Here is a 14,658-nt window from a genome sequence, read left to right as displayed (position 1 = left end):
CCGCCAGGAGCTGATGTGGACACCGACCTGTTCGACCGACTCGGCGAACCCGCCCGGATCCGGACGCGGTCAGCGCCGACCGCGGGTGCCGCAGCCCCAGCGACAGCCACCGGTAGTCGACCGCGGTCACGGCCATCCCGTTCGGCGCGGCCCGATAGGGCGCGGCGAGTTGCTCCAGGTCGGCCCCGATCAGGCGGGTGTCCAGCGGCTTCGGCTCGATCGACCGGCCCCGGGGCAGGCCGCCCGGCGCCTCCGGGTGATAGTCCGGATAGCCCGGCACCCAGGCGAAGTCCAGCGGCGTGTGCGCCCGGATCAGCGCGAGCATGGCCGGCCCGTGCGCCAGGAACGCGCGCCGCCGGGCGAGCGGCACGTCAGGACCGGCGACGTACGCCAGATGGGTCCCGTCGTCGGCGGAAGCGCTGCCCAGCACCTCGTTGCCCGGGAGCCACAACGCGCCGCCGGAGCGTGCCGTCGACCCGCCGTAGACCGGCGCCTTCTCCACCACGATCGCGCTCAGCCCGTGCTGTGCCGCGGTCAGCGCCGCCGTCATCCCGGCGCCGCCGCTGCCGACCACCACCACATCTCCATCCATCACTAGAACAGGTTATAGTTATCGGGCTTGTTGCGGCCATAATCACACTGATACGCGTTCCAGAAATGGGGAGCCGGTGTACGACGTCGTGGTGGTCGGGCTGGGAGCGGCCGGCGCCTGCGCCGCGATCGAGGCGGCCGAGTCCGGCGCCTCCGTGCTGGTCCTGGAGCGCTTCACCGGCGGCGGCGCCACCGCGATCTCCGGCGGCATCGTCTACGCCGGCGGCGGCACGGCCCAGCAGCACGCCGCCGGCATCACCGACACCCCTGCCCAGATGTACGACTACCTGCGCGGCGAGGTCCGTGACGCGGTCAGCCCCGCCACCCTGCGCCGGTTCTGCGAGCAGAGCGCCGGCCTGCTCGACTGGCTCGCCCGCCACGGTGTGCCGTTCGACTCGCGGCTCTGCCCGTACAAGACGTCCTACCCCACGAACCGCCACTACCTGTACGTCTCCGACAGCGAGCGCCCACCGGTGCCCCGCGGTCACCGCACCCACGCCCGCGGCGCCTCCGGCGGCGTCCTGTACGCCCGGCTCGCCGACGCGGCCCGCACCGCCGGCGCCGGGATCCGCACCCAGACCCGCGCCCACCGGCTGATCCAGACCCCGGATGGCCGAGTCACCGGCGTCGAGTGCCGCACGCTCGCCGGCTCACCGATCTGGGCCCGCCTCGGCCACCGCCTGCTGCACCGCTGGTCGGTCAAGCCCGGCGTCTACCTGCCCGCACTCGGGCGCACCCTGCACCGCGCCGCCACCGGCCTGGAGAACCGCTACGGCCGCCCGATGCGCGTCGCCGCCCGCAGCGTCGTCCTGACCACCGGGGGTTTCGTCTTCAACCGCGACATGATGCGCGAGCACGCCCCCGCCTACCGTGGCGGCCTGCGCCTGGGCACCCCCGGCGACGACGGCTCCGGCATCCGGCTCGGCACCGCCGCCGGTGGCGGCGCCCGCCACCTGGACCGGGTCACCGTGTGGCGTTTCCTCACCCCGCCGTCGGCGTTGCTCGGCGGCATCCTGGTCGACCGTGACGGTCGCCGCGTCTGCGACGAGTCCCGCTACGGGGCCGCGATCGGCGACGCCGTGCTGCGCAGCCCCGGCGGCCGGGCCTGGCTGCTGGTCGACGCGGACGTGCTCGCCTCGGCCCGCCGCCAGGTGCGCGAGCAGACGCTCTGGTTCCAGCGCCTCCAGGCCTGGCGGCTGCTCTCCGGCGGCCGGGTCACCGCGCCCACGCTTGCGGAAGTGGCCCACCGCGCCGGAGTGGATCCCGACGGCCTCGCAGCGACACTCGCCGCCTACCGGGCGGACGGCCCCGACCCGGCGGGCAAACCCGCCGACCTGGTCCGCCCGCTGACCCACCCGCCGTTCTCACTGATCGACGTCTCCATCCGCGCACGCGGCCTGCCCGCCCCGATGCTCACCCTCGGCGGCCTGACCGTCGACGAGGACACCGGCGCGGTCCTGCGCCCCGACGACCTACCCGTCCCCGGCCTCTACGCGGCCGGCCGCACCGCGGTCGGCATCTGCTCCGGCAGCTACGTGAGCGGCCTCTCCCTCGCCGACTGCGTCTTCTCGGCCCGCCGCGCCGCCACGCACGCAGCCACGCATGCATCCCCTCACACAGCCGCGACCTCTCCGGCAGCCGCCACCTTCACCGCCGCCTCGACTCCCGCCGCCTCGACTCCCGCCGCCTCGACTCCCGCCGCCTCGACTCCCGCCGGCTCTGCTCCCGCCGCCTCGACTCCCGCCGGCTCTGCTCCCGCCGGCTCTGCTCCCGCCGGCTCTGCTCCCGCCGCCTCGACTCCCGCCGGCTCTGCTCCCGCCGGCTCTGCTCCCGCCGGCTCTGCTACTGCCGGCAGTGCTCCTGGCGGCGCTGCTCCCGCTGCTGCCGGCACCACCCCTGCCGCCGCCACGCCGCCGGTGTCCTCGGGAGAGCTACCGGAAGCGGTGAACACGAAGTCCGCACGATCGAAAGCGGAGGGCGGCACTGATGATCGACCCGACTGACCTGCGCGACCTCGCCGACCGCCTCTACACCGCCGAACGCGACCGCGCGCCCATCCCGCCGCTGATCGGCACCCATCCCGGGCTGACCGCCGCCGACGCCTACGCGATCCAGCTGCACAACATCACCCGCCGGGGCGTTCCCGTGGTCGGGCACAAGGTCGGCCTCTCCTCCAGGGCGATGCAGCAGATGATGGGCGTCGACGAGCCCGACTACGGCCACCTTCTCGCCGACATGCGCCTCAGCGAGACCGAACCGGTCGACGCGGGCCGCTACTGCTACCCGCGCGTGGAGATCGAGACCGCTTTCGTGCTCGGCGCCGACCTGCCCGGCCACGACTGCACCGAGCAGGACGTCCTGGACGCCACCGAGGCCCTCGCCCCGTCCATCGAGTTGATCGACAGCCGGATCGCCGACTGGCGGATCAGCCTCGCCGACACGATCGCCGACAACGCCTCCTCCGCCGGCTTCGTGGTGGGTGCTGCCCGCGTACCCCCGAAAGATCTTGATCTGCGCGGCATCGCCGCGGTCCTCTATCGCGGCGCGGAACCGGTCGTGCGCGGCCGCTCCGATGCCGTGCTCGGCAATCCGGTGACCGCGGTGGCCTGGCTGGCGCGCACGGTCGCGGGGTTCGGCGTGCGGCTGCGGGCCGGGCATCTGATCCTGCCGGGCGCCTGCGCCCGGGCCGTCGACGTCCACCCGGGCGACGAGTTCCGCGCGGACTTCACCGGCCTCGGCGAGGTCCGTCTCAGCTTCCGGAAGGAGGCCTGATCATGCTGACCGCCGCGATCGTGGGGTCCGGCAACATCGGCACCGACCTGATGTTCAAGCTGCTGCGTTCCCCGGTGATCGAACCGCGCTGGATGGCCGGCATCGACCCGGACAGCCCGGGTCTGCGGCTGGCCGCGCAGCACGGGCTGGTCACCGGGACCGGCGGCGCGGATTGGCTGCTCAGCCAGCATCCCCGGCCGGATCTGGTCTTCGAGGCCACGTCAGCGGCGGTGCACCGGGCGAACGCCCCGGCCTATCAGCGAGCCGGCATCCGGGCCATCGATCTGACCCCGGCGGCGATCGGGCCGGCCGTGGTGCCGGAGGTGAACCTCGGCGAGCACCGGGACGCTCCGAACCTCAACCTGACCACCTGCGGCGGGCAGGCGACGATCCCGATGGTGCACGCGGTGTCGCAGGTGACGCCGGTGAGCTATGCCGAGATCGTGGCGAGTGTCGCGTCCCGCTCGGCGGGGCCGGGAACCCGCGCCAACATCGACGAGTTCACCCGCACGACGAGCCGCGGACTGGAGACGATCGGCGGGGCGGCCCGCGGCAAGGCGATCATCGTGCTCAACCCGGCCGAGCCGCCGCTGATCATGCGGGACACGATCTTCTGCGCGGTCTCCCCGGAGGCCGACACCGCGGCCGTGACCAAATCGGTCACCGAGCGGGTCGCGGAGATCGCCCGCTACGTGCCGGGCTACCGGTTGCTCGACGAGCCGCAGTTCGACCGGGTCGGCGACGTCGTCCGGGTCGGCATCTTTCTCGAGATCGAGGGCAGCGGTGACTACCTGCCGACGTTCGCCGGGAATCTGGACATCATGACCGCTGCCGCTACCCGGGTGGGTGAGGGACTTGCTTGACCTGCGGATCACCGACTCGTCGCTGCGGGACGGCTCGCATGCGAAACGCCACCAGTTCACCGCGGACGAGGTCGCTGCCGTCGTCGCGGCCCTGGACGACGCCGGTGTCCCGGTGATCGAGGTGACCCACGGCGACGGCCTGGGCGGGTCGTCGTTCACCTACGGGCTGAGCCGCACCCCGGAGCAGGAGCTGATCAGCGTCGCGGTCCGCACCGCCACCCGCGCGAAGATCGCCTTCCTGATGCTGCCCGGCGTCGGGGTCATCGACGACATCCGGGCCGCCGCCGGCAACGGGGCGAGCGTCTGCCGGATCGCCACCCACTGCACCGAGGCGGACATCGCGGTGCAGCATTTCGGGCTCGCCCGGGAGCTGGGCCTGGAGACCGTCGGCTTCCTGATGATGGCCCACTCGATCAGCCCGGCCGAACTGGCGGAACAGGCCCGCATCATGGCCGACGCCGGCTGCCAGTGCGTCTACGTGGTCGACTCGGCGGGTGCGCTCGTGCTCGATCAGGTCGGCGACCGGGTGGCCGCGCTCGTCGCCGAGCTGGGGGAGGACGCGCAGGTCGGCTTCCACGGTCACGAGAACCTGGGCCTCGGTGTGGCGAACTCGGTGCTCGCCTACCGGGCCGGCGCGAAGCAGATCGACGGCAGCACCCGCCGGTTCGGCGCGGGTGCCGGGAACACGCCGGTGGAGGCGTTCGTCGGGGTCTGCGACAAGCTGGGCATCCGCACCGGCGTGGACTTCTTCAAGATCGTCGACGCGGCCGAGGACGTGGTCCGCCCGGCCATGCCGGACGAGTGCAAGCTGGACCGGATGGCGCTGATCATGGGTTATGCCGGGGTGTATTCCAGTTTCCTGCTGCACGCGTACTCGCTGGCCGAGCGCTACCAGGTCTCCGGCGCCGAGATCCTGGTCCGGGCGGGCGAGCGCCGCCTGGTCGGCGGCCAGGAGGACCAGCTGATCGGCATCGCCCGCGAACTCGCCCTCGCCGCCAACCCACCCCCACCCAGCTGACGCCCAGTGCTGCCTTCGCGCCCGCAACCCGACTCCGGCCGTCAGCCGTCTTGCTGGGCTGGCGCCCAGTGCTGCTTCGGCGCCCGCATCCCGATGCTGGTGGTCAGCCGTCTTGCTGGGCTGGCGCCCGGTGCTGCTTCGGCGTCCGCAACCTGACGCTGGTGGTCAGCCGTCTTGCTTGGCTGGCGCCCGGTGCTGCTTCGGCGCCCGCAACTCGACGCTGGTGGCCAGCCGTCTTGCTGGGCTGGCGCCCAGTGCTGCTTCGGCGCCCGCAACTCGACGCTGGTGGTCAGCCGCCTAACGAAGCTGACGAGCAGTCGCTATGCGGCCACCGCAGCGGCGGTCAGCGCCACCGCGGCAGCCGCCGTACGCACGCGATCTGCCCGCAGAAGCCGACCGATATGTCGCGCGTCGTAGCCGTTGCCGAGCCGGTGGTGCGCCGGAGCCGCGGTGGCGGCGGTCACGAGTACCGCCACCGCCGTGGCGGCGAGCGCCGTCAGAGTCCAGCCGCCCGGTTCGCGCAGCAGCGCCCAGCCGCAGATCAGCGCGAGAACGCCGTAGGTCACCGCAACGACCGGCGTGATGGACCTGGTGTGGGCACGGTGCGCCGCTGCCCATCCGGACGGGTCGACCCGGGCCAGCGCCGGATAGACGACGGTGGTCACCGTCGCCTGGAAGCCGAAGTGCAGTGCCGTCCCCGCCAGCAGTGCCGTCTCGGGAGTCATCACCAGCCGAGCGAATCATGCCGGTGCGGCTGCCGCGCGCCGGATCAGCGCACCAGGCGGTGCAGCGCCCAGCGAGCGATCGGCAGGTAGGCCACCACCGCGGGAGCGAAGCCCTCGATGACCAGCCGGGTACGGGTGTCCGCGGGCGTCACCTCGACGGTGTGCCGCAGCGTCAACCGCACGCCCGCCGCGATGGCGGTCCACGACCAGCTACGTATCGGGCCGGCCTCTTCCATCGCGAGGACGCGGAAGCGTACCGGGAGCCCGGCCGGTCCGTGCACCACCCCGGATGTGCCCGGCTTCAACCGCTCACCGGGATAGTCGACCGAGCGGATCTGCGGGGACCACTCCGGCCACCGGGCGGGGCGGATGTAGCGGTCCCACACGTCGTCGGCGGATCGTGGTCCGCTGACGGTGACGACTCGCCGTAGCGTCATCCGATCAGTCATCCCGTCGATCCGCTGTGACACCCGGCGCCGGCCGCAGGCCTTCATGACGTGTAGCGGCGGGCGAGGAGAACGGCGAGCGCCGCGAAGCCCGCACCGGCGGCGATCGGCCGTGCCCACGACGGGTGGGCCCGGCTCTGCGGGTCCACCGCGGCCAGCGGCGCGAAAACGTTGCCGTTGTGTGGCGCCACCCGCTCCCGCGACAATCCGCCGGCGCGCATCAGCGGGCCGACCAGCGCGTCGTAGAGTGCGGGCGTCATCAGGAACCCGAGGTTGATCACTCGGTTCGCCGTGCCGACCGTCACGGTCGCGCGCGGCCGGCGCGCGCAGCGCAGGATCGCCGTGGCCACCTTCTCGGCCGAGGCCACCGGCGGTGGAGGTTTCCCGAAACGGCCGGCGAAGTTCGCCGCGTTGCGGTAGATAGGCGTGTCCACGGCACCCGGCGACACCAGGCAGATGTGCACGTCGGCGGCGTCACGGTTCTCCAGGCGCAGTGCCCGTATCAGGGCACGCAGCCCCCACTTGCTCGCGACGTAGGCGCTCATATAGGGCGTGACCACCGTCCCCAGGAGCGATCCACCGAAGATCAGCACGCCGTGCCCCTGCGTCCGGAACCGGGTCAGCGCGGCCCGGGCAACCGTCGCGGCGCCGAGCAAGTCAGTGGCCACCACCTGATCGAACACGTCGGCGGGCACGTCGTCGAACCGGCCGTACGCCATGACCGCCGCCGTGTTCACCCACACGTCGATACCGCCGAACGCGGCCGTGGCCGTCTCCGCGACCTGCTCCACGGTCTCCCGGCGGGTCACGTCGGCGGTCACTACCCGCACCTGCGCTCCGGCCGCCACGCACTCGGCGGCGATCGCTTTCAGTGCCGCCTGGGACCGGGCGGCCAGCACCAGCCGGTCACCGGCCCGGGCAAACGCGAGCGCGGCGGCACGCCCGATCCCACTGGAGGCACCGGTGATCACGACTGTTCTCCTGGCCTGCACGGCAGGGGTGTACCCGCGGCGCGCGGCCCCAATCCGGTGCGTGGCGGGAGGGCCACGGAGCCTCGCCCAGGCGTACGTCTGATCAGTAATAGGTGACCGTGACGTGCTCGCTGCGCGCGACCGCCTGGCAGGCCAGGATGTAACCCTCCGCGAAATCCTCCTCCTCGAGGATCTCGTTGTTGACCAGCTCCACCTCGCCGTCCGTCTTGCGCACCGCGCACGCCCCGCACTGTCCCTGCCGGCAGGAGTAGGGCGGGTTGAGCCCGGCGTCGATGATCACGTCCAGCAGCCGTTTGCCGGCCGCCCACGGCAGTTCATGGGTCTGGCCGTCGATGGTGACCGTGGCGACCGCGTCGGTCCCGCCCACCGGCTCCGTCTCGAACCGTTCCACCCGCACGCCGGCGACGCCGGCCAGCTGCAGCGCCTTCTCCGCCACGGCGACGAAGGCTTCCGGCCCGCAGACGAAAGCCTCCCGGCCGGCGTACGGGCTGAGCAGTCCCGCCAGCGCGTCAGCGGTCGGCACGCCCCGTTCGGAGTCCAGCCAGTAGGTCACCGGCAGCAGCTCGTCCAGCTCCCGCTGGAAGATCACCGATTCCGCGTCCCGGTTGGCGTAGATCAGCGCCAGATCGCCCCGCCCGCGCGCCCGCACCGCTTTGACGATCCCCATGATCGGCGTGATGCCCGACCCGCCGGCCAGCAGCAGCAGGTCGTCGTCGAGCGATCCCGGGGTGAAGGTCCCCGCCGGCCCGGCGAACTCCAGCACGTCCCCGGCTCGCACGTTGTCGCAGATCCAGTTCGACACCGCCCCGTCGCGTACCCGCTTCACCGTCACCTTCGGCCGCGCGTCGGTGAACGGCGAGCTGGCCAGCGAGTAGCACCGCGCCCCCACCGGCGTGCGCACGGTCAGATACTGCCCCGGCTGATAGTCGAACCCCGCGTTCAGCACGAGCGAGCACGCCTGCGGCGTCTCGGCGATCACCTCGGCGATCTCCCATGCCGGCATCAGCTCACCTCCAGGCGGCCCTCGCGCACCGCACGGTCGATGCTGTCGCGTAGGTCGGGGCAGGTCGGCACCAGCGCGGTCGGCCGTCCGCCGGCCGCCTCGGCCAGGAGCGGGCAGGCCGGTCCGGCCCACTGCACGCTGGTCTGCATCGCGCTGCGCTTGCCGGCCCGCACGCCCTGACCGCAGCTGTCGCACCGCACCGCGGTCAGTGCCTCCTCGGCGATGTTCATGACGCGGCGCGCGCCTGGTTGGCGGCGACCTCGGCCTCCCATGTCTGGACGGCCCGGGTGGTGTCCACCTCGAACTCGTACCGCGCCACCATGTCGTCGGTGACGTCCTCCACGTCGACGTAGAACTGCTCGTACCATCGGCGCAGCTGATAGACCGGGCCGTCCTCGGCGCAGAGCAGCGGGTTGTCGATGCGGGTCTTGTGTTTCCAGATCTCCACGTCCTGCAGGAAGCCGACGCCGATGCTCTTGGAGAACTTGCCGGCAGCCTTCGCCGCCTGCTCGGTGGTCAGGCCCGGCAGGCTCTTCACGATCACACCCCATTGGAGTACGAACGAGGTCGGCGTCACCGGATAGTGGCAGTTGATCAGCACCGACTCCACGTCGATGCCGTGCCAGTTGTGGTACAGGTAATCGATCATGTAGGACGGCCCGTAGTACGCCGCCTCCGACCGCAGTGTGGCGTCACCGGACTGGCTGTTCGCGCTCGGCACGTCCGGCCGTGGCCGGGTGTGCAGGAACTGGGCCGCCACGTGCCCTTCCAGCACGTTCTTGAAGAACGTCGGGAAGGCGAAGTGGATGTAGAAGAAGTGCGCCATGTCGACCACGTTGTCGATGACCTCGCGGCAGTTCGCGCCGTCGATGCGCACCGAGTCCCACGTCCAGGTGCTCCACTCGTCGGAGAAGGCGCCCTCGATGCGGGGGATGGTCACGTCCGCCGGGGGTGGCCGGTGCTGCGGGTCGTGCCAGACGAACAGCTGCCGGTTCTCCTCCAGGGTGAGCCATGAGCGGGTCCGGGCACGTGGCGGGACGCGGTACGCGTACGGAACGGCATCGCAGCGGCCGTCGCCGCGCCACCGCCAGTCGTGGAACGGGCAGGCGATGGTGTCGCCCTTGACCGTCCCCATGGTGAGGTCGCCGCCCATGTGCCGGCAGTACCCGTCGAGAACGTGCAGCCGGCCCTGGGAGTCGGCGAAGACCACCAGCTTCGTGCCGAACGCCTCGATCGCGTGCGGTTCGCCGTCGCGGAAGGAGTCGGCGAGGCCGAGGCAGTGCCAGCCGCGGGCGAACCTGGCGGGTGGGGCTCCGGTGTCGATGGTGCGTGGTTGCTCCATGAGCCGCTCCGCATCTCTGTTCCACAAATAGAACGTGTTCTAGTATAGGGACGCCTTACTCACCGGCCAACCCCGCTGGAGGGATCTCATGGACGCGGTCCTCGCCGGAGTGCGCGACCTGTTACCTGTTCTACGGGACCGGGCGCAGGAGACCGAGGATCGGCGGGCGCTGGCGTCCGAGACGGTCAAGTCGCTCGCCGAGACCGGCTTCTTCCGGCTGCTGCAGCCGGCCCGCTTCGGCGGCCTGGAGGCGCACCCGCTCACCTATCTCACCTGCGTGCGCGACCTGGCCTCCGCGTGCGGCTCCACCGGCTGGGTCGCCTCGGTGATCGGCGTGCACAACTGGCAGCTCGGGCTCTTCCCCGACCAGGCTCAGCAGGACGTGTGGGCCGACGACCAGGGCACCCGGATGTCGTCGTCCTACGCGCCGACCGGCAAGATCACCGCGGTCGACGGTGGTTACCGGGTCACCGGGCGGTGGAGTTTCTCCTCCGGCTGCGACCACGCCACCTGGGTGCTGCTCGGCGGGATCGTCCCGCCCGGCGAGGACGGCGCGCCCGCCGACTTCCGCACCTTCCTGCTGCCGATCAGCGACTACACCATCGAGGACGTCTGGCACACGGTCGGGCTGCGCGGCACGGGCAGCAACGACATCGTGGTGGACGGCGCGTTCGTCCCGGCGTACCGGTCGCTCAGCTTCAACGACACCGCTCGCTGCCTCTGCCCGGGCCAGGAGCAGAACCCCGGGCCGCTCTACCGGATCCCGTACGCGTCGCTGTTCTCCTACGCGATCACCACCCCGATCATCGGCATGGCCACCGGCGCCTACCAGGCGCACGTCGAATACACGCGCAAGCGCGTCCGGGCCTCCTACGTCGGCGTCAAGGCCGCCGAGGACCCGCACTCACAGGTGCGGGTCGCGGAGGCGGCCGGCGACATCGACTCCGCCTGGCTGGCCCTGCAGGCCAACATGCGGGAGCTGATGGATCTGGTCACCGCCGGCACGAAGCTGCCGATGCCGCTGCGGTTGCGGGTGCGACGCGATCAGGTACGCGGAACCGAGCTCGCGATCCGCGCCGTAGACCGCCTGTTCGAGAACTCCGGGGGCCGCGCCCTCGCCGTCGGCACCCCGATCCAGCGCTTCTGGCGGGACGCGCACTCCGGGCGGGTGCACGCGATCAACGACCCGGAGCGGGCCCTGTCCATGTTCGGTCGCGGCGAGTTCGGCCTGCCGCTCAACGACGCGATGGTGTGAGATGACGCTGCATTTCGAGCGTGCCGGCGCCGGCTCCCCGGTCGTCCTGCTGCACGGGGGAGGGCCCGGCGCGTCGGGGATGAGCAACTTCGGGCGCACCCTGCCGGAGTTCGCCGCACACTTCGACACCCTCGTCGTCGACCAGCCGGGATACGGCGGCTCGGCCGACGAGCCGATCACCGGGCAGTATTTCACCAACGCCGCCAACGCCCTGGCCGCCCTGCTCGACAAACTCGACATCGAGCGGGTCGACCTGGTCGGCAATTCGCTCGGCGGCGGCACCGCCGTACGCTTCGCCCTGCTCTTCCCGAAACGTGCCCGCCGTCTGCTGCTGATGGGGCCGGGTGGTCTGAGCCTGAACGTGTTCGCGGCCGATCCGACCGAAGGCGTGAAACGCCTGGGCGCTTTCGGTCGCGACCCCAGCCGGGAGCGGATCGCCGCGTTCCTGCGCACGCTGGTCTTCGACCCGTCGCTGATCACCGACGAGTTGATCGAGGAACGTTTCCGGGCCGCCTCCGACCCGGCCGGCCTGCGTGCCATGCGCGCGATGGGCGCCTCGTTCACCGACCCGGCGACCTACGAGGAGGGGCTGCTCTGGCGCGACGCGCACCGCCTGCGCCACGAGGTGCTGCTGGTCTGGGGCCGCGAGGACCGGGTCAACCCGCTCGACGGCGCCCTGGTCGCCCTGAAACTGCTGCGCAACGCCCGGCTGCACGTCTTCGGCGGCTGCGGCCACTGGGCCCACCTGGAGAAGTTCGACGAGTTCCACCGCCTGGCCATCGACTTCCTGGCACGAAGGGATCCCTCATGAGCCTGATCCGCTCCCTCGGCTACCTGCGGGTCGAGGCCACCGATGTGGACGCCTGGCGCGAGTTCGGCGTCAAGGTGCTCGGCATGGTCCTCGGCCGCGGCCCCGACCCGTCCGCCGCCTACCTGCGCATGGACGACCTGCCGGCCCGCATCGTGGTGACGCCGGGATCGCAGGACCGGCTCGTCGCCAGCGGCTGGGAACTCGCCGACCCGGCCGCCCTGGACCGCCTCGGCGGGCTGCTGGAGAGCGCCGGGGTCGCCGTCAAACCCGCCGACGACCTCGCCGACCGGCGGGTCGCCCAGATGATCAGCGTGGACGACCCGTCCGGCAACCGCCTCGAGTTCTTCTGCGGCGCCGCCCTCGACACCCGGCCGGCGATCAGCGGCTACGGCACCCGCTTCGTCACCGGCGACCAGGGCATGGGCCACGTCGTGCTGCCCGTCCGCGACGACGCCGCCAACCTGCGCTTCTACACCGAACTGCTCGGCTTCCGGCTGCGCGACTCGATGCGGCTGGTGCCGGAGCACCTCGGCCTGCCGCCCAGCGACGAACCGCTGTGGATGCGGTTCCTCGGCTGCGGGCCACGCCACCACAGCGTCGCGCTCGCACCCATCCCGGCGCCCAGCGGCCTGGTCCACCTGATGATCGAGACCGAGAGCATCGACGACGTGGGCCGGGCCATCGACCGCTGCGCCCGGCACAAAGCCCCGATGATCTCCACGCTGGGCCGGCACGCCAACGACGAGATGATCTCGTTCTACGTGCGCACACCCAGCGGTTTCGACATCGAGTACGGCTACGGCGGGCTGACCGTCGACGACCGCACCTGGGTGGCCCGGCAGACCACCGCGCACAGCGTCTGGGGTCACCGCTTCTTCGGTGGCGGCGGGCATTGACACTCCTGTCGTCCGGCATGTCCGCCCGGCGCTTCCGGCGGGTGTTCGGCCACTTCTGCACCGGCGTCACGGTCATCACCACCCACGACGCCGCCGGCCCGGCCGGCTTCGCCTGCCAGGCTTTCGCCCCGCTCTCGCTGGACCCGCCGCTGGTGCTCTTCTGCCCTCAGGAGCTCTCCGAGACCTGGCGGCGGATCCACGCGCGGGGCGCCTTCGGCGTCAACGTCCTCGCCGACGACCAGCGCGACATCTCCCGCGCCTTCGGCGCGCGCGGTCACGACAGGTTCGCCGGCGTACGGTGGACCGCCGCGCCGTCCGGCGCACCGATCCTTGACGGGGCGCTGACCTGGGCCGATTGCCGGATCGAGGCGGTCCATCCCGGTGGTGACCACGCCATCGTGATCGGGCGGGTGACCACGCTGGGGGAGTGCCGCGACACGGGCCCGCTGCTGTTCCACAAGGGCCGCTACACGGGCACGGCCGCGGTGTCGCCGCACGAGCCGCCCGAGGTCGTCGACACCTTGCTGGCCTGGCCCCGCCACACCGATTGGATCTAGCCTAGTCGCATGACAGGTAGTCCTATGACGAGTGTCTGGGATGGCCGATATGCTGCAGATGGAGCAGGTTCTTCCGGGAGAGGTGGAGGACGTGGACGCCGAACAGGTGGCGGACTGGCGACTGCTGCGGCCGCCGCCGGAGGGCTGGTTCTCCGATGACCTCGATCGAATTCCCGGTCTGCCGCCGCACACCGAGCTCATCGACGGTCCACATCGACATCGACATCGACCTGACCGAGATCGATCACATGTGACTCCCGCGACGGCTGGGTGCGGCAGTGCACTACGGTCGTGATCAATCCTGGTCCGTCGTGCGGGAGCCGAGATGATCGAGCAGATGACCACGGCGGTGCCTCCGCCCATCCGGCCGGGCGCTTCCGGTCGTACCTCTGCGGGCTGGCCCGGCCGCCTGCTCACTCTGCTGCTCGCTCTCAGCCTGGCCGGCGCCGGCGCCGCCATCGGCGGCCGCCTGGCCTGGCCTGCCACCTCGCCGACCACGGACACGGCCGCACTCGACGCGGTCCGCGCCGCACTGCCGGGCGTGGCCGCCGGGGTGACCACCCGGTCAGCGACCGCCTTCCGCTGGGACCCGCCGCTGTCGCAGCCCTCCGAGACCGTGTTCGTGCCGGTGCTCGGCGGCGACAGCTACCGTTACGGCACGGTCACCGTCACCGCCGGCCCGGTCACCGACCCGGTCGCCGTGTTCGCCGAGGCCCGGCAGAATCTGATCACCCAGGGCTGGACCGTCGACACCGTCGAACAGGACGACTACCGCCGCCGTCTGGCCGCCCGCACCGACACCACGATCCTCTCCCTGGAGATCACCACCACGGTGGGCGCCGACGGTCTCCTGCCCGGCCGCTTCGACCCGCTGCTCACCGCCGAGGTCGGCCCCCGCCCACCCACCGGCCTGGCCGCACCCATGCTGGCCGGCGCCGCGATCGGCGCCCTGCTGGGTCTGCTCCTGGGCCTGCCGCTCACCCGCCGATTCGCCGCGCCGAGCCCGCGCGGCCGCGTCCTGACGAGTGCCGCCGTGGCCGCGTTGCTGGCCGCCACCCCCGTGGCGCTCGCCGAGTTGCTGGTCCTCGCCCGCTACCTGACCGGCGCCGAGCCTGCCCCCTTCGCCTTCGACGTGCTGGCGCCGTGGCATCCCTACACCTCGATCTACCTGCGCCTTCCGGCCCAACTCGGCGCGCTGTGCCTCATCGCGATCGTCCTCGTCGCCGTGCGCCGCCGAGGCGGGCCGCCCGCCCGTCCGTGACCTTGATGGAGCCGTCCCAGGACCTGCGTCGCAGAACGGGCCCGATCGGCCTCACGGCATAGTCGTCGTGATCAGGCCGGAACGCGCGGCCGAGGGCGAGTTGGCGGGGCGGAGCGGGGATAAGAT

General features: G+C 71.9%; 16 protein-coding genes. 9 read left to right on the top strand and 7 right to left on the bottom strand.

Features of this window, described 5'->3' with window-relative positions; translation table 11 throughout:
- Positions 1-592, bottom strand: a 592-nt coding sequence (locus AB0F81_RS21480; protein ID WP_360199840.1) for an FAD-dependent oxidoreductase, incomplete at its 3' end; no start/stop codon positions are given.
- Between AB0F81_RS21480 and AB0F81_RS21475 the strand changes: the two genes are divergently transcribed.
- Genes AB0F81_RS21475 through dmpG form a run of 4 tightly spaced genes read left to right on the top strand, consistent with a single transcriptional unit; the run spans position 507 to position 5,244 of the window.
- A complete protein-coding gene (locus AB0F81_RS21475; protein WP_360199844.1) occupies positions 507-2,594 on the top strand; it encodes an FAD-binding protein in 2,088 nt (695 codons plus the stop codon). The two genes, AB0F81_RS21480 and AB0F81_RS21475, sit on opposite strands and share 86 nt — an antisense overlap.
- Positions 2,578-3,363 carry a 2-keto-4-pentenoate hydratase gene (locus AB0F81_RS21470; protein ID WP_360199838.1) on the top strand — a complete coding sequence of 262 codons (786 nt, stop codon included), beginning with the start codon at positions 2,578-2,580 and terminating at the stop codon, positions 3,361-3,363. The genes AB0F81_RS21475 and AB0F81_RS21470 overlap by 17 nt, the downstream gene beginning before the upstream one ends.
- Before the next feature lie 2 nt (positions 3,364-3,365).
- Positions 3,366-4,226 carry an acetaldehyde dehydrogenase (acetylating) gene (locus tag AB0F81_RS21465; RefSeq protein ID WP_360199836.1) on the top strand — a complete coding sequence of 287 codons (861 nt, stop codon included), beginning with the start codon at positions 3,366-3,368 and terminating at the stop codon, positions 4,224-4,226.
- Entirely contained in the window at positions 4,219-5,244 is a 1,026-nt protein-coding gene (dmpG, locus tag AB0F81_RS21460; RefSeq protein ID WP_360199834.1) for a 4-hydroxy-2-oxovalerate aldolase, read from the top strand. The genes AB0F81_RS21465 and dmpG overlap by 8 nt, the downstream gene beginning before the upstream one ends.
- A 320-nt stretch (positions 5,245-5,564) precedes the next feature.
- On the opposite strand, the gene AB0F81_RS21455 is transcribed toward dmpG, so the two are convergent.
- From AB0F81_RS21455 to AB0F81_RS21430, 6 genes are all read right to left on the bottom strand, one after another.
- Positions 5,565-5,972, bottom strand: coding sequence for a hypothetical protein (locus AB0F81_RS21455; protein ID WP_360199832.1), 408 nt, complete (start codon positions 5,970-5,972; stop codon positions 5,565-5,567).
- 41 nt (positions 5,973-6,013) lie between these two features.
- On the bottom strand, positions 6,014-6,406 hold the full coding sequence (locus AB0F81_RS21450; RefSeq protein WP_360199830.1) for an SRPBCC family protein: 393 nt from the start codon (positions 6,404-6,406) through the stop codon (positions 6,014-6,016).
- Between the two features lie 53 nt (positions 6,407-6,459).
- Positions 6,460-7,386 (bottom strand): SDR family NAD(P)-dependent oxidoreductase, encoded by a 927-nt coding sequence (locus AB0F81_RS21445; RefSeq protein ID WP_360199828.1) that lies wholly within the window; start codon positions 7,384-7,386, stop codon positions 6,460-6,462.
- A 103-nt stretch (positions 7,387-7,489) separates the two neighbouring features.
- On the bottom strand, positions 7,490-8,410 hold the full coding sequence (locus AB0F81_RS21440) for a ferredoxin--NADP reductase (protein ID WP_360199826.1): 921 nt from the start codon (positions 8,408-8,410) through the stop codon (positions 7,490-7,492).
- The gene (locus tag AB0F81_RS21435; protein ID WP_360199824.1) at positions 8,410-8,640 is read right to left on the bottom strand and encodes a hypothetical protein; all 231 of its coding nucleotides are present in this window, start codon (positions 8,638-8,640) and stop codon (positions 8,410-8,412) included. Before AB0F81_RS21435 ends, AB0F81_RS21440 begins: the two co-directional genes overlap by 1 nt.
- A complete protein-coding gene (locus AB0F81_RS21430) occupies positions 8,637-9,752 on the bottom strand; it encodes a Rieske 2Fe-2S domain-containing protein (protein WP_360199822.1) in 1,116 nt (371 codons plus the stop codon). Before AB0F81_RS21430 ends, AB0F81_RS21435 begins: the two co-directional genes overlap by 4 nt.
- Before the next feature lie 88 nt (positions 9,753-9,840).
- Here AB0F81_RS21430 and hsaA point away from each other — a divergent pair, with 88 nt between their 5' ends.
- From hsaA to AB0F81_RS21405, 5 genes are all read left to right on the top strand, one after another.
- Positions 9,841-11,007 carry a 3-hydroxy-9,10-secoandrosta-1,3,5(10)-triene-9,17-dione monooxygenase oxygenase subunit gene (gene hsaA, locus AB0F81_RS21425; RefSeq protein ID WP_360199820.1) on the top strand — a complete coding sequence of 389 codons (1,167 nt, stop codon included), beginning with the start codon at positions 9,841-9,843 and terminating at the stop codon, positions 11,005-11,007.
- A gap of 1 nt (position 11,008) precedes the next feature.
- Positions 11,009-11,818, top strand: coding sequence for a 4,5:9,10-diseco-3-hydroxy-5,9,17-trioxoandrosta-1(10),2-diene-4-oate hydrolase (gene hsaD, locus AB0F81_RS21420; protein ID WP_360199818.1), 810 nt, complete (start codon positions 11,009-11,011; stop codon positions 11,816-11,818).
- The gene (hsaC, locus tag AB0F81_RS21415) at positions 11,815-12,714 is read left to right on the top strand and encodes an iron-dependent extradiol dioxygenase HsaC (protein WP_360199816.1); all 900 of its coding nucleotides are present in this window, start codon (positions 11,815-11,817) and stop codon (positions 12,712-12,714) included. Before hsaD ends, hsaC begins: the two co-directional genes overlap by 4 nt.
- Before the next feature lie 17 nt (positions 12,715-12,731).
- On the top strand, positions 12,732-13,271 hold the full coding sequence (hsaB, locus tag AB0F81_RS21410) for a 3-hydroxy-9,10-secoandrosta-1,3,5(10)-triene-9,17-dione monooxygenase reductase subunit (RefSeq protein WP_360199814.1): 540 nt from the start codon (positions 12,732-12,734) through the stop codon (positions 13,269-13,271).
- A 325-nt stretch (positions 13,272-13,596) separates the two neighbouring features.
- Entirely contained in the window at positions 13,597-14,532 is a 936-nt protein-coding gene (locus AB0F81_RS21405; RefSeq protein WP_360199812.1) for a hypothetical protein, read from the top strand.
- Positions 14,533-14,658: the final 126 nt, after the last annotated feature.

Origin of the sequence: Actinoplanes sp. NPDC024001 (assembly GCF_040638955.1) — a bacterium.
GTDB lineage: Bacteria > Actinomycetota > Actinomycetes > Mycobacteriales > Micromonosporaceae > Actinoplanes.
Note: the sequence above shows the minus strand (reverse complement) of the source record. Positions and strands in the feature narration are given on the sequence as shown.